Annotated in this window: 10 protein-coding genes; 5 read left to right on the forward strand and 5 right to left on the reverse strand. The window is 70.4% G+C overall.

Features of this window, described 5'->3' with window-relative positions; genetic code table 11:
* Positions 1 to 47 precede the first annotated feature (47 nt).
* Both PQ455_RS17130 and PQ455_RS17135 read left to right on the forward strand, forming a co-directional pair.
* The gene (locus PQ455_RS17130; RefSeq protein ID WP_273687447.1) at positions 48 to 1,151 is read left to right on the forward strand and encodes a glycosyltransferase; all 1,104 of its coding nucleotides are present in this window, start codon (positions 48 to 50) and stop codon (positions 1,149 to 1,151) included.
* Positions 1,151 to 2,203 (forward strand): glycosyltransferase family 4 protein, encoded by a 1,053-nt coding sequence (locus PQ455_RS17135; protein WP_273687448.1) that lies wholly within the window; start codon positions 1,151 to 1,153, stop codon positions 2,201 to 2,203. The genes PQ455_RS17130 and PQ455_RS17135 overlap by 1 nt, the downstream gene beginning before the upstream one ends.
* Here PQ455_RS17135 and PQ455_RS17140 read toward each other — a convergent pair.
* From PQ455_RS17140 to PQ455_RS17155, 4 genes are read right to left on the reverse strand one after another with little or no spacing between them, the layout of a single operon-like run.
* On the reverse strand, positions 2,200 to 4,554 hold the full coding sequence (locus tag PQ455_RS17140) for a TonB-dependent receptor (protein ID WP_273687450.1): 2,355 nt from the start codon (positions 4,552 to 4,554) through the stop codon (positions 2,200 to 2,202). The two genes, PQ455_RS17135 and PQ455_RS17140, sit on opposite strands and share 4 nt — an antisense overlap.
* Entirely contained in the window at positions 4,538 to 5,494 is a 957-nt protein-coding gene (locus PQ455_RS17145) for a FecR family protein (RefSeq protein WP_273687452.1), read from the reverse strand. The genes PQ455_RS17140 and PQ455_RS17145 overlap by 17 nt, the downstream gene beginning before the upstream one ends.
* A 29-nt stretch (positions 5,495 to 5,523) precedes the next feature.
* Positions 5,524 to 6,042, reverse strand: coding sequence for a sigma-70 family RNA polymerase sigma factor (locus PQ455_RS17150; RefSeq protein WP_273687455.1), 519 nt, complete (start codon positions 6,040 to 6,042; stop codon positions 5,524 to 5,526).
* Positions 6,039 to 7,391 carry a lipopolysaccharide biosynthesis protein gene (locus PQ455_RS17155; protein WP_273687457.1) on the reverse strand — a complete coding sequence of 451 codons (1,353 nt, stop codon included), beginning with the start codon at positions 7,389 to 7,391 and terminating at the stop codon, positions 6,039 to 6,041. Before PQ455_RS17155 ends, PQ455_RS17150 begins: the two co-directional genes overlap by 4 nt.
* A gap of 114 nt (positions 7,392 to 7,505) precedes the next feature.
* On the opposite strand from PQ455_RS17155, the gene PQ455_RS17160 reads away from it, so the two are divergent.
* Together PQ455_RS17160 and PQ455_RS17165 are read left to right on the forward strand one after the other, a co-directional pair.
* A complete protein-coding gene (locus PQ455_RS17160) occupies positions 7,506 to 8,714 on the forward strand; it encodes a hypothetical protein (protein WP_273687459.1) in 1,209 nt (402 codons plus the stop codon).
* A gap of 116 nt (positions 8,715 to 8,830) precedes the next feature.
* Positions 8,831 to 9,739, forward strand: coding sequence for a glucosamine inositolphosphorylceramide transferase family protein (locus PQ455_RS17165; RefSeq protein ID WP_273687460.1), 909 nt, complete (start codon positions 8,831 to 8,833; stop codon positions 9,737 to 9,739).
* Between the two features lie 21 nt (positions 9,740 to 9,760).
* On the opposite strand, the gene PQ455_RS17170 is transcribed toward PQ455_RS17165, so the two are convergent.
* Positions 9,761 to 12,025: an NADP-dependent malic enzyme gene (locus PQ455_RS17170; protein WP_273687461.1), complete on the reverse strand. Its 2,265-nt coding sequence runs from the start codon at positions 12,023 to 12,025 to the stop codon at positions 9,761 to 9,763.
* A 151-nt stretch (positions 12,026 to 12,176) separates the two neighbouring features.
* Here PQ455_RS17170 and mutS point away from each other — a divergent pair, with 151 nt between their 5' ends.
* On the forward strand, positions 12,177 to 14,738 hold the full coding sequence (mutS, locus tag PQ455_RS17175; RefSeq protein ID WP_273691422.1) for a DNA mismatch repair protein MutS: 2,562 nt from the start codon (positions 12,177 to 12,179) through the stop codon (positions 14,736 to 14,738).
* Positions 14,739 to 14,799: the final 61 nt, after the last annotated feature.

Here is a 14,799-nt window from a genome sequence, read left to right on the forward strand (position 1 = left end):
GCCGGGGGCAATCCAACCCGAAACTCCCCGTGCCGGGGAGGAATTTGATGCCTGATCGCCCTTCGATCGGCATCATCCTCCACGATTTCTCTCTCGGCGGGACGGAGCGGATCGCGACGCGGCTCGCGCAGCGCTGGGCCGATCTGGGGTGCCGGGTGGTGATCTTCTGTGGCTCGCGATCGGGCGGCATGTCCTCGCTGCTGCACGAGGGGGTCGAGGTGGTCGAGGCGCGGCCGGCGATCCGCCGGGCGAAACGATCGCGCGTGGCGCTGGCGCGGGCGGCGGCGCGCTATTTCGGGCGCTATCCGGTCGATATCTGCTTCGTGCCGGGCAATTTCCACTGGCCGGTAGTCGGCCCGGTGGCCCGGCTGCGCGGACGGCGGCGGCCGAAGGTGGTGGTGCAGGTCAGCGCCGCGCTGCGCAAGCCGCAACGCAACAAGATCAAGCAGATCGCCTTCGATCTTCGCATGCGATGGTTGCTGCGCGGTGCCGATGCGATCGTCACGTTGGCGGTGGTGGCCGAGCGCCAAGCGGGCAAGCTGCTCCGCCGCTCGCTGATCCGCACCATCTCGCTCCCCGCGATCGACGATGACGCCCCCGGCCCGCTGCCGGTGCCCGATGGTCCGCCGATCATCCTCGGCGTCGGCCGGCTCGTGCCCGAAAAGGGTTTCGCCACGCTGATCGCCGCCTTCGCCCGCACCGCCGATCCGGCCGCGCGTCTGGTGATCGTCGGCGCCGGGCCGGACGAGGATCGACTGCGCGGGATCGCCGAGGCCGAGGGGGTGGCCGATCGGGTCGAACTGCCCGGCTTCGCCGCCGATCCCCGGCCGTGGTTCGATCGGGCGCGGCTGTTCGTCCTGTCGTCGCACTACGAGGGCTATGCCGCCGTGCTGGTCGAGGCGCTGGCGGCGGGGCGGATGGTGGTGGCGACCGATTGCACGCCCGCCGCCGCCGAACTGGTCGATGACCCGGCGGTGGGCCAGGTCGTGCCGATCGACGATCCCCAGGCGATGGCGCACGCGATCGACGCTCTGCTCGCCACGCCGCCGACCGATCCGGCGACCTTGGCGGCCAAGGTCGAGCGGTTCCGCATGGGGCCGGTGGCCGAGGCGTATCTCGGGCTGTTCGCGGGGCTGCGCGGGCGGCGCTGATGCGGATCGCCTATGTCATCAATTCGGTCGAGGGCGGGGGCGCGGCGCTGCCCGTGCCCTCGCTCACGCGCGTGCTGCGCGATGCAGGGGCGGAGGTGGTGGTTCTGGCGCTCACGCGCCGCGATGGCCGCGCGCTGCCGGCGATGGACGCGAGCGGGCTGGAGGTGCGGGTGCGGCCCGGTGGCGAGCGCGACCATCGCGCGGCGCTCCGCTGGCTCGACGCGCAGGTCCGCGAATGGCGGCCGACGCATATCTGGACCTCGCTGACCCGCGCGACCCTGCTGGGGCAAATCGTCGGCCTCAGGCGGCGCATCCCCGTCGTGAGCTGGCAACACGCCGCCTTCCTCAAGCCCGCCAACCTCTTCCTGCTGCGGCGGATGCAGCGCCTGTCGCGGCTGTGGATCGGCGATTCGGAGGCGATCACCCGGCTGACGGCGGAGCGGCTGCGCGTGCCGCCCGATCGGCTGATGCAATGGTCGATCTTCCGCGCCGACCCGGATGCGCCTCAAGCGGCGGCGTGGCGGGCGGGCGAGCCGGTGCGGATCGGCTCGCTCGGCCGGCTGCATCCGGTGAAGGGCTATGGCTGGCTCGCAGAGGCGCTGGCCCGCCTATCAGGCACGACGCCCTATCGGGCGATCATCGGGGGGGACGGCGCGGAGCGCGAGGCGCTGGCGGCGACGGGGCGGCTGGATCTGGCGGGCTATGTCACCGATCCCCCCGCCTTCCTCGCCGGGCTGCACCTCTACGTCCAGCCGTCGCGCTCGGAGGGGTTCTGCGTGGGCGCGCACGAGGCGATGGCGGCGGGGCTGCCGGTGATCGGATCGGCCACCGGCGAGATGCGCCATTCGATCGTGCCGGGCGAAACGGGCTGGCTGGTGCCGCCGGGCGATGTCGGCGCGCTGGCCGAGGCTCTGGCGGCGGCTCTGGCGGATCCGGTGCGGTTGCGGGCCATGGGCCAGGCGGCGCGGGCGCGGGTGCTGGCGCGCTATGGCCCGGCGGAGTTCGAGGCGGCCGGGCTGGCGATCGTCACGCGATTGCGGGAGATGCTCTAGAAACTTGCGCTCGCGCCCAGCCGCATGTTGCGCGGCCGCTGCGGCGTATATTGGTCGCGCGCCGCCACGCCGAACGGGTTGCCGATCGCGAAGCGGTTCGAGCGTTCGTTGAGCAGGTTGCTCAGTTCGGCGAAGAAGCCGATTCCGCCGGCCGTGTAGCGCGCCGCCACCCGCGTTTCGAGATAATCGCCCTGCGGGATCGCCAGCACCGTCCCCAGCCCCAGCGACGAATGGCCGACATAGCGCCCGCCGGCATCGAGGCTGAGCGTGCGGCCCTTCGCATAGTCATGCTTCCACCCGCCCGACAGCGTGACGGTGACGCGCGGCGTATCGGACAGCGACTGGTTGGTCGCGGCGACGAATTCGGGCTCCGGCCGGGTCAGCTTGCTGCGGGTGAGGACGAGCCCGGCATTGGCGTTCCAGCCGCCGCGCCCCAGCCAATTGCCGAGCAATTCCAGCGTCGCCAGCCGCCCGTTGCCGAGATTGCCGGTGTAGGGAAAGCCGAAGCGATCGACCAGATCGGCCTGGATATCCAGCCAGCGCGCATAGGAAATGCCAGCCGAGCCCGACAGGCCATATTGGCCGCCACGCGCCAGCCGTACCCCCGCCTCGCCGACATGGATCGAATCCGATCGGTAGTTGGCGACCCGGCCGACGCCGCGCGCCACCGCCAGCCCGGCGGTGCGGAAGCCCTGGCTGTAGCGCGCATAGCCGCTGATGCGCGGGCTGAGCTGGATCGCGGCACCCAGGCTGGGGTCGGCGCGCTTGCTGGTCTGGCCCCGGATGATCGCGCTGGTGACGCGCGTATCGGGCTCGCCATCCATCCGCGCCGTCGTATAGCGTAGCCCGCCGGTGACGCTGAGCGGCCCGAATAGCGGCACCGTCGCCTCGCCGAACAGGGCGCGCTCGCGCGTGCGGTTGGTGACGCCGACGATGTCGCGCGGGGTGGCGAGGAAGCCGATGCGGCGTGCCTTCGCCGTCGTGTCGCGCACCCGCGAGGCGCCGATCACCCAGCTCAGCCCGCCCGCGCTGGTGCGCGACAGCCGCGCCTCTTGGCTGGTCATGCGGATGCGGCCATCCTCGTCATAGGCGACGGGCGCCGTCGATGTCGCGCGGGTCGCCTCGTAGCGCTGATTGGTATCGTGCCACACCCGGCCCATCGACACGACCAGATTGAGCCCGCCCGACCAGCGCTTGGCCAGCGTGCCGCGCGCCAGGACGTAATCGTCCTCGAACGGCTGGGCGATCGCCGATCGGCGGGTGAGGCCCGTGAGGCCGAGCTGGCCATATTGCAGATCGGGCGCGGTGATCGTCTGGCCGATGACGCCGATATCGAGCCGCCAGCCATCCAGCGGCTCGATCCTGAGCGCGGCGCGGCCGCCGGTGGTGCGCGTCTTGTTGACGTTGCGCTCGCGCTGGCCCACGTCGTCGATATAGCCGCCCTCGATCTGGCGGTAGCCGAGCAGGCGGATGGCGGTGGACGGGCCGAAGGAGAGGTTGCCGACGCCGGCGACCTCCTTGCCGAGCGCGCCGCCTTGCGTGGCGGTCACCCCGCCCTCGATCATGCCCGAGGCCTCGCCCAGCACCGGCTGGCGCGGCATCAGCCGGATCACCCCGCCGAGCGAGCCCGCGCCGTAAAGCGTGCCCTGCGGCCCCTCGAGAATCTCGGCGCGGCGCATGTCGAGCAGGGCGAGGTTGGGATCGGGGCCGTTATAGCCCATTCGCACCTCGGCGAAATAGGTGCTGGCGGTCGACTGGGTGGGGCCGGTGAAGCTCGAATCGGCGATGCCGCGAATGAAGAGCTTGTTGCGGCCCGATCCCAGCTCGGTCTGTTGCAGGATCGGGCTCTGGCGGACGAGCCACGAGGTGGCATCCGCCCCGAACGGCGCCGAGGCATCGCTGCCGTCGAGATCGACCACCACCGCGCTGCCGGCGAGCTGCGACAGCGCCATCTCGCGCTTGCCGGCGGTGACGACGATTTCGGAGGAGGGCGCGGGCGAAGCCCGGGGCGCGGCGCGGGCGACGACGGCAGGCTGCGGGCGGGGCTTCGCGCGCTCCAGCCGCCATGCCCCCGGCCCCACCGCGACCGCCGCGAGGCCACTGCCCGCCAGCAACCGATCGAGCGCGCGGGCGACGGGCATTCGCCCTTTCAGCGCGCGCACCGCCGTGCCCGGCACCACCAGATCGACCCCGCCGATATCGATATTGGCCTGCCGCGCCAGCCGTTGCAGCGCCACCTCGAGTCGTCCGCCCGGCACGTCGAAAGCCGATACGCCCTGCGCCGCGACCGGCTGGCCGGCGGCGAGGACGATCAGGGACGCAACAATGCGGAGATCAGCTCTGCGGTACACCCGCGCTACGTGGCGCAATCGTCCAGCCGCGTCCACTGCGTGTCGCACGCGCGCCCGCCAGCGCCGTCAGCGTGGCGACCACCTCGTCGTCGGGGCGATCGGTGCGCAGCGATCCGGTGAAGGCGGTATCGGCCAGCTTCGGCGCGACGGCGAGGTCGATGCCGGCGGTGCGGCGCAGATCCTCGGCCACGCGGCGCAGCGGCACGGCATGGAATTCCAGGCGATTGTCCCGCCAGCCGCCGATGCCCTCGGCATCGATCTTGTCGAGCATGATGCTGTCGTCGTCGTCGCGCATCGACAGGGTCGCGCCGCGCTTCAGCAGCACCGCCTCATGATCGGGCTGGAACATCACCGCGCCTTCGGCGACGGCCACGTCGAGCGCCGGGCCGGCACGGCGGACGTTGAACACGGTGCCGATGTCGCGCAGCCGCACCCCGCCAGAGACCACCTCGAACGGATGCTCGGCGTCATGATGCACGTCGAACACCGCCTCGCCCGATTCGAGCGTCGCGATGCGCGGATCGGCATGATCCAGCACCACGCGGGTGGCGCCGTTCAGCATCACCTTCGTGCCGTCGGCCAGGGTCACGGTGCGCTGCACGCCGGGCGCCGTCTCGACGACATAGGGCCGCGCGGTCTGCGCGGTGGGCAGCACGGCCATGCCGATCGCGGCGGCGGCCGCCATGCCGGTGGCCCAGCCCGACATCTTCCACGCCTTGCCGCGCCACACCGGTCTCACCACCGGCGGGGCCACGGGCAGCTCGATCATCGGCGAGGCGAGCGCCTCCTCCTCGATCGTCAGGCGGTCATAGGCGTCGGCGTGCGCCGGATCGGCCTCGAGCCACAGCGCGAACGAACGCCAGACATCGGCCCCGCCATCCGCGAGACGCAGATGCCAGTCCACCGCCTGTTCCATCGCCAAAGTGCCGGTCGAGTCCACGTTTCTATTCCCCTGTCACCTTTCAGACGTCACGCCCGCGCCGCATCCACACCTTCCCCGTCACGAATTATGTGAATCGCCCGATAGGCCCGCTGCAAATGCTTCTCGACCGGGCTCACGCTGATCTCCAGATCGGCGGCGATCCCTTTGCGCGAGGCCCCCTCGAAGCGATAGGCGCGGAAGATCGCCGATGTCCGCTCGGGCAGCGCGGCGATGGCGCGCTCCATCTCGGCCAGCCGCTCGCGCGAGATCAATGTATCCTCGGCGGTGGCATATTCGGCATGGCTGGGCTGCACCTCGCTCCAGCCCTGTTCGCGCTGGATGCGGCGCGCGGTCGAGCGGCGATGATCGAGCGCGAGGTTGCTGGCCATGCGGAACAGATAGGCGGCCGGATCGGCCAGCGGCCCGGTGGCGGTCGCCTCCAGCTTGAGCCACAATTCCTGCAACAGATCCTGCGCCAGATCGGGATCGCCCAGACGCGACGAGAGCAGCCGGAGCAGCATGGGCCGCTCCGCCAGAAACACCGCCTTGAGCCCGCCCGCACTCATTGCCGGAATCCCGAAACGCGACTGGACCGGGCGAACATCGCCGCCAGCAGCAGCGCCGACACTGCCCCCTGCAATGCCGCATGCCACCCGGCCCCGGTCGAGGGCAGCCACCATAGCAAAGGCGGCAGGGCTGGATAGAGGGCGATATTGACCACCAGCGCCACGACGACCGACTTTTCGGCCAGACCCATGGCGGTGAGCGCCGAGGCGATCGGCGTGGTCGCCAGATTGGCCGCGCGGCCCGCCGCCACCAGCACCAGCAGCAGCCCGCCGCCGGCGAAGCTCGGCCCGCCGATCAGCATCAGCAGGTGCCCGCCCGCCGCCGCCAGCACGAGCAGGATCACCGATCCCGCCAGCGCCATCAGCCCGGCGCCGCGCCAGACGGTGAGGCGCAGCCGCGCCATCTCGCCGCGCGCCGCCAGCTCGGCCAGCACCGCATAGCTCGCCTGCCCCAGCAGCACCGCCGGCTGCTGCAACACCGCCGAGGCGCGCTGGGCGAGCGCGAACAGCCCCGCCGCCGCCGGCCCCAGCACCCAGCCGATCGTCACCGGCGTCAGGTTCGGCGCCAGTTCGCGCAGGGTGATGTCGAAATTGGTGAGCAGGATGAAGCGGCCGAAGCCCTGGTTGCCGGCCCCCACCCCGCGCCAGCGGCCGCGCGGCGTGGCGTTGTCGGTCAACCGCCCCCAGCTCCGCCACGCCAGCGCCCACATCGCCAGCCCCTCGGCCACCGCCGAGACCAGCCAGGCCGCGAGGAAGCCGATCAGGCCCGCGCCCGTCCCCCAGGCGATCAACGCGCCCACCAGCCGGACGAGCGGCTGGACGGTCTGGTGCACGCCGATCAGGTCGAAGCGCTTGTCGAGCTGGAGCAGCCCCTGCGGCGTCGCCCGCACCGTGCCGATCACCGCCAGGCTGTAGACCATCGCCGCCGTCACCGTCTGCGGCGACCAGCCGAGGCGCGGCCCGACCAGCGGGGCGAGCGCCGCCGCCACGACCAGCGCCGCCACGCCGCAGCCGATTTCGATCAGCGCCATGTGGCGGATGATCGCCGCCAGCCCCTCGCGGTCGCCCGCCTCCAGCGCCAGCGCGCCATAGCGCACCACGCCGTGGAAGCCCGAGAAGGCGACGACGCTGCCGATCAGGATCGCATAAGCGTTGACCAGCACCAGCACGCCATAATCGTTCACCCCCAGGGTGCGGCTGGCCAGCACGAGGTAGACGAGGCTCACCACCCCCGCCGCCGCCTTGCCGCCGAGCAGGTGGGCGAGATTGCCCATGATCCGCTTCAGCGCGCCCGGCGGGCTCGCGGGCGGAGGGGCAAGTGCTTCATCGGGCGCGGAAACCGGGCTCATCCCCGCCTGATAGGACCGGGTGCGGCGAAGGTCGAATCCACGGGGTCACGAATTTTATGCAAGTTTTGCGGTGAAACGGGTGTGGGTTTTCCGGGGGGGTGCCGTCCTGTCGATATGCGGGCAGGCTTCTTCTTCAATCACGACCAGGTTCACCAGGTGGCGCATGCGCTGCCGATCGCGATCGCGCTCCACAAGAGCGTGCCCGCCGCCGAGGTCGTCGTCGCCACCACCAATGCGCGGTTGACCGCCGAGGTGAAGCGGATCCTCAGCGTCGCGGGCGTGCGCCTGCCGATCGTCGAGCTGGGCCTCACCCGGCGCGCGACCCGCTTCCTGGCGGGCGCGCTGGAGCGGGTGCTGCCGGCAACCAAGCTGTGTATCTACGGCGACAATCTCGATTTCTTCCGCAGCCTCGACGCGCTGGTCGTCGCCGAGAAGACCTCGCTGATCCTGAAGAGCCGCTACGGCCTCGATCATCTCAAGATCATCCACACCCGCCATGGCGCGGGCGACCGGGCGATCGGCTTCGACAAGGCAAGCGCCGGCTTCGATCATGTCTTCTGCTCCGGCCCGAAGATCCGCGAGCGGCTGATCCGTGAGGCGGGTGTCGCCGCGGAGAAGATCAGCACGGTCGGCTATCCCAAGTTCGATCTGCTGCCGAGCGTGCCGGCGCGCCTGCCCTTCCAGGCGAACGGCAAGCCGACGGTCGTCTACAATCCGCACCCGAGCCCGCACCTGTCGTCCTGGTATCGCCACGGGCAGGCGGTGCTGGAGCATTTCCTCAACGACGATCGCTACAATCTGATCTTCGCGCCGCACGTCATGCTGTTCCACCGCAGCTTCGTGCTGACGATCGACAAATTCCGCATCGATCGCCCCGGCCAGATCGCCGACGTCGTGCGCAACGCGCCCAACATCCACGTCGATCTCGGCAGCGCCGCCTCGACCGACATGAGCTATACCAGCGCCGCCGACATCTATCTCGGCGACGTCTCCAGCCAGATTTACGAATTCCTCCACCGCCCGCGCCCGTGCCTGTTCCTCAACAGCCATGGCGTGGCGCATCGCGGTGACGCCAATTACCTGCACTGGCAGGCGGGCGAAGTGATCGGCGGGCCGGACAATCTGGGCGAGGCGCTCGACCGTGCCGTCGCGACCCACGATCGCTATCGGCCGGCGCAGCGCAGCCTGTTCGAGCGCAGCTTCGACCTGACGGCCGAACGCTCGGCCGATCGCGCCGCGCGCGTGCTGGCCAATTTGCTCGCGCCGACCGCCCCCACCGCGATCGACCGCCGCCGCCCCGACCGCCGCGTCGCCGCCGCCTGATAAAATCCGTGCTCCTGCGCAGGCAGGAGCCTAGGGTTACGGAGGGCATCGCTCGCCACGCTGGGCTCCTGCCTTTCGCAGGAGCACGGCAGCGGTACGGTACGACGGAGCTGGGCATGGGCCTGCGTAAGGATATCTGGCGCCCCGCGATCGTCGCGGCGCCGCTCGCCGAGATCGTCGCGCGCGGATCGATCGAGGGGCTGCCGCTCCACTGGCTGCCGCCGATGGGCAGCTTCCGGTTTCTGGCCGACCCCTTCGGCCTGTGGCGCGACGGCCGGCTGCATGTGTTCGTCGAGACCTATGATTATCGCGTGCGGGTCGGCTCGATCGAACTGCTGATCTACGACAGGGATTTCCGCCTGCTCGAACGCGGCCCCGTGCTGGTCGAGCCATGGCACCTCTCTTACCCGACGATCTGGGAGGCCGAGGGGGAAACGTGGATGCTGCCCGAGGCGCATCGCTCGAACGCCCTCACCCTCTACCGCGCCCGCGCCTTTCCGTGGGAGTGGGAGCCGGTGACGCGCATCGCGCTCGATCATGTGCCGGTGGACGCGACGCCCCTGTGGCACGACAGCCGCTGGTGGCTGTTCTACACCTCCGCCAGCCGCGAGGCGGACAAGATGACCGCGCTCCACATCGCCTGGGCCGATCGCCTGACCGGCCCGTGGACGCCGCACCCGATGAACCCCGTCCACCGCTCGATCGCCTCGGCCCGCCCCGGCGGCACCGCGCAGGTGATCGGCGGGCGGGTGATGCTGCCGGTACAGGATTGCACCGACACCTATGGCGGCGCGATGCGCGCGCTCTGGTTCGACCGGCTCGACCCGGAAGGCGTGGTCGTCACCCCCGGCCCCCGCATCGTGGCGCCGGCGGATGCCGCCCCCTTCATCGAGGGCCTCCACACGTTGGCGGCCGCCGGCCCGGTGACCCTGGTGGACATGAAGCGCACCGAATTGTCAGCCCACGGCCTAGCGATCGAGGCCCGTCGTGAGCTGGGCAAGCTGGTGAGGACGTTGCGGCGCTAGGCGCCCCAACCTCGCCGAACGCTATCGCGCGATCTCGGCTCCGGCCAGCACCGCCAGGGTCATCAGATCGGATGCGGTGGAGGACATGGAGGCGATCTGGACGGGCTTGTCCATGCCCACCAGAATCGGGCCGATCACCGTGTCGCCGCTCAGCTCGCGCATCAGCTTGGCGGAGATGTTGGCCGATTGCAGGCCGGGCATCACGAGGATGTTTGCCGGGCCGGACAGGCGGCTGAACGGATAGGATTTCATCACCGAGGGGTTGAGCGCCACGTCGGGCGCCATCTCGCCCTCATATTCGAAATTCGGCTGACGCTGATCGAGGATGGCGATCGCCTCGCGGATGCTCTCCAGATTCTTGCCGACCGGATTGCCGAAGGTGGAATAGGACAGGAAGGCGACACGCGGCTCGTGGCCGAGGCGACGGGCGAGCTGCGCCGCGCTCTCGGCGATGCCGGCCAGGTCGGGTCCGGTCGGCCGCTCGTTGACCATCGTGTCCGCCATGAACACGGTGTGATTCTTGCCGACGATGATGTGGATGCCGCACGGGCGACGGCCCTTCATCGGATCGATCACGCGCAGCACCTGCCGCAGCGAGCGGGCGTAGGTGCGGGTGACGCCGGTGATCATCGCGTCCGCCTCGCCGAGCGCCACGAGCAGGGCACCGAAGACGTTGCGATCCTGATTGACCATCGCCTCCACCTCACGGCGGAGGTAGCCGCGCCGCTGGAGCCTTTCGTAGAGATAGTCGACCATGCGCGGCACCAGCGGCGAGACGCGGCTGTTGTGCAGCTCGAAGCTCTCGGGATCGTCGATGCCGAGCGCGCGCAGGCGATCGGGCACGTCGTCGCGGCCGACCAGCACCGGCGTGCCGTAGCCGCCGTCGCGGAACTGGATCGCGGCGCGCAGCACCACTTCCTCCTCGGCTTCGGCGAACACCACGCGCTTGGGGTTGGCGCGCGCGGTCTCGTCGGCGAGGCTGAGGACCGAGGTGGTCGGGTTGAGGCGGCCGCGCAGCGTGTGGCGATAGGCCGCCATGTCGAGGATCGGCTTGCGCGCGACGCCCGTATCCATCGCCGCCTGCGCCACGGCGGCGGGCACGATCTCCATCAGGCGCGGATCGAACGGCGCGGGGATGATATAATCCGGGCCGAAGCTGGGCGCCTGCCCGCCATAAGCGGCGGCAACCTCCTCGGGCACGTTCTGCCGGGCCAGCGCCGCCAGCGCCTGCGCGGCGGCGACCTTCATCTCCTCGTTGATGGTCGTGGCGTGCACGTCGAGCGCGCCCCGGAAGATGAAGGGGAAGCCGAGGACGTTGTTGACCTGATTGGGATAATCCGACCGGCCGGTGGCGATGATCGCGTCGGGCGCGGCGGCCAGCGCGTCGTCGGGCGTGATCTCGGGATCGGGATTGGCCATGGCGAAGATGATCGGCTTGGCCGCCATCGTCTTGACCATCTCGCCGGTCAGCGCGCCGGCGACCGAGAGGCCGAGGAACACGTCGGCCCCCTCGATGGCCTCGGCCAGGGTGCGCTTGTCGGTCTCGACCGCATGGGCCGATTTCCACTGGTTCATGCCCTCGGTGCGGCCCTGGTAGATGACACCCTTGGAATCGCACATGATGACATTGTCGGGCTTCACGCCCAGCGCCTTGGCCAGTTCGGTGCAGGAGATGGAGGCGGCGCCCGCGCCGTTGACGACCACCTTCATGTCCTCCAGCCGGCGGCCGGTGAGGTGGGCGGCGTTGATGAGGCCGGCGGCCGAGATGATCGCGGTGCCGTGCTGGTCGTCATGAAAGACCGGGATGTTCATCCGCTCGCGCAGCGTCTGCTCGATGATGAAGCATTCCGGGGCCTTGATGTCCTCCAGATTGATGCCGCCGAAGCTCGGCTCCATCAGCTCGACGGCGGCGATGAACTTGTCGACATCCTCGGTGGCCAGCTCGATATCGATCGAATCGACGTCGGCGAAGCGCTTGAACAGCACCGCCTTGCCCTCCATCACCGGCTTCGACGCGAGCGCGCCGAGATTGCCGAGGCCGAGGATGGCGGTGCCGTTGGAGATCACCGCGACCAGATTGCCCTTGGCGGTATAGTCATAAGCGGTCGCCGGATCGGCGGCGATAGCGCGCACCGGCACGGCGACGCCGGGCGAATAGGCCAGCGAAAGGTCGCGCTGGGTCGCCATCGGCTTGGAGGCGATGATCTCGATCTTGCCGGGCCGCCCCTGCGAATGGAACAGCAGCGCCTCGCGCTCCGAAAACTGGACCTTGGAGCCTGCGCTCATCGGGGCATCCCTCACTCTGCTGTCGGCCCTGCGGCCTTATCCACCGTCGCGGTTCCCATGGGGCATGGCTAGGCCCGGAACAAGCCGCTACAGCGCCCGGATGGCGGGAAGTGGGGCAGGATCGGCGGATCAGGCGGCGGGTACGACGCCGATGTTCGCGCAATATCATGCGCTGAAAGCGGCCTCACCCGACTGCCTGTTGTTCTACCGGATGGGCGACTTCTTCGAATTGTTCTTCGACGATGCGAAGGCGGCATCGGCGACCCTCGACATCGCATTGACCAGCCGGGGCGACGGCATCCCCATGTGCGGCGTGCCGGCGCACGCCGCCGAAGCCTATCTGGCGCGGCTCATCAAGGGCGGCCACCGGGTCGCCATCGCCGACCAGACCGAGACGCCGGCCGAGGCCAAGAAACGTGGCGGATCGAAGGCATTGGTCGCCCGCGCGATCGTCCGGATCGTGACGGCGGGGACGCTGACGGAAGAGACATTGCTCGACGCGCGCGCCGCCAACTGGCTGGTGGCGGTGGCCGAGGCGGGCGGCGCGATCGGGCTGGCGGCGGCGGATATCTCCACCGGCCGGTTCGAGATGGCGGTGGCCAGTCCCGCCACCTTGTCGGCCGAACTCGCCCGGCTGGGCGCGGCCGAGACGATCGTGGCCGAGGGGGCCGATCACGGGCTGGAGGGCGCGATCGTCAGCCTGTCGGGCGGGTTCGACAGCGCGAGCGGCGAGAAGAGGCTGAAGGCGCTGTTCGGCGTGGCGACATTGGACGGCTGGGGCCAGTTCAGCCGCGCCGAGCTGGCCGCCACCGGGGGGCTGCTCGCCTATCTCGATCGCGCCGGGCAGGGGAGCCTGCCGTTCCTCCAGCCGCCGCTGCGCCGCGAGACCGCCGATCATATGATGATCGACGCGGCGACCCGCGAAAGCCTGGAGATCGTCTGCGCGCAGAATGGCGCGCGCGCGGGCAGCCTGCTCGACGCGACCGACCGCACGGTGACGGGCGCCGGCGCGCGGATGCTGGCGGCCGATCTCGGCGCGCCGCTGACCGACCGGGCGGCGATCGGCGCCCGGCTCGATCTGGTGAGCCTGTTCCATGACGAAAGTGGCCTGCGCGAGGGGCTGCGCACCCGGCTGCGCGCCCAGCCCGATATCGCCCGCGCGCTGGGGCGGATCGTGGCGGGGCGCGGCTCCCCGCGCGATCTGGGGCAGCTGCGTGATGGCCTCGACCAATGCTATCCGATCCACGCCAGCCTCGATAAACTTGCCGATCGCGCCGCGCTGCTCGGGGGTCTGTCGCCGCGCCTGCTGGGGCATGGCGAGCTGGTCGATCGCCTGTCGCGCGCGCTGGTGCCGGTGCCGCCGGTCGATGCCGCACAGGGCGGCTATATCGCCGAGGGCTATGACGCTGCACTCGATGCGTTGCGCGATGCCGGCGGGCAGGGGCGCAAGGCCATCGCCGCGCTGGAGGCGAGCTATCGCGAGCAGACCGGGATCGCCACGCTCAAGATCCGCCACAATGGCGTGCTGGGCTATCATGTCGAGGTGGCCGCCAACCGCGCCGATGCGCTGATGCGACCGGATTCGGGCTTTACCCACCGCCAGACCCTGGCCGGCGTGGTCCGCTTCAACGCGCCCGAGCTGCACGAGGTGGCGATCCGCGTGGGGCAGGCCGGTGCCCACGCGCTCGCGGCCGAGGCGGCGCATCTGGAGGCGCTGACCGAGGAGGTGCTCGCCGCCAAGGCCGCGATCGCCGCCACCGCCGACGCGCTCGCCCGGCTGGACGTGGCCGCCGCGCTCGCCGAACGCGCGGCGGAGGCGGGCTGGTGCCGGCCCAATTTGGTCGAACATAGCTGCCTCGAGATCGAGGGCGGGCGGCATCCCGTGGTCGAGCAGGCGGTGGCACGCACCGGCGGGCGCTTCGTGGCGAACGATTGCAACCTGTCGGATGGCGACCGGCTGTGGCTGGTCACTGGCCCCAACATGGGCGGCAAATCGACCTTCCTGCGCCAGAATGCCGCCATCGCCATCCTGGCCCAAGCGGGCAGCTTCGTGCCGGCGTCCCGCGCCACGCTCGGCATCGTCGATCGGCTGTTCAGCCGGGTCGGCGCGTCGGACAATCTGGCGCGCGGGCGATCGACCTTCATGGTCGAGATGGTCGAGACCGCCGCGATTCTGGCGCAGGCGACGACACGCAGCTTAGTCATCCTCGACGAGGTCGGGCGCGGCACCTCCACCTATGACGGGCTGGCCATCGCCTGGGCGGTGGTGGAGGCAGTCCACGATCGCAACCGCTGTCGCTGCCTGTTCGCGACCCATTATCATGAGCTGACCCGGCTGGCCGGGCGCCTCGACGCGCTGTCGCTCCACCATGTCCGCGCGCGCGAGTGGAAGGGCGATCTGGTGCTGCTGCACGAGGTGGCACCGGGTGCCGCCGATCGCAGCTACGGCCTCGCCGTGGCGCGGCTGGCGGGCCTGCCGCCGCTGGTGCTGGCGCGGGCGAAGGATGTGCTGAAGCGGCTCGAGGCTGGGCGGCAGGCCACCGGCGGCATCGCGGCGGGGCTGGACGACCTCCCCCTGTTCGCGGCGGCGATCGCGGCGGAACCGGCACCCGATCCGCTCAGGACGGCGCTGGATTCGATCGACGCCGACGCGCTGAGCCCGCGCGAGGCGCTGGAGGCGCTGTATCGGCTGAAGGGTATCGCGGGAGAGTAAATCCAGTTCCTCCCCGAGCTTGCTCGGGGAGGGGGACCGTCGCGAAGCGATGGGGAGGGGT

Source organism: Sphingomonas naphthae, from assembly GCF_028607085.1.
GTDB classification, from domain to species: Bacteria; Pseudomonadota; Alphaproteobacteria; order Sphingomonadales; family Sphingomonadaceae; genus Sphingomonas_Q; species Sphingomonas_Q naphthae.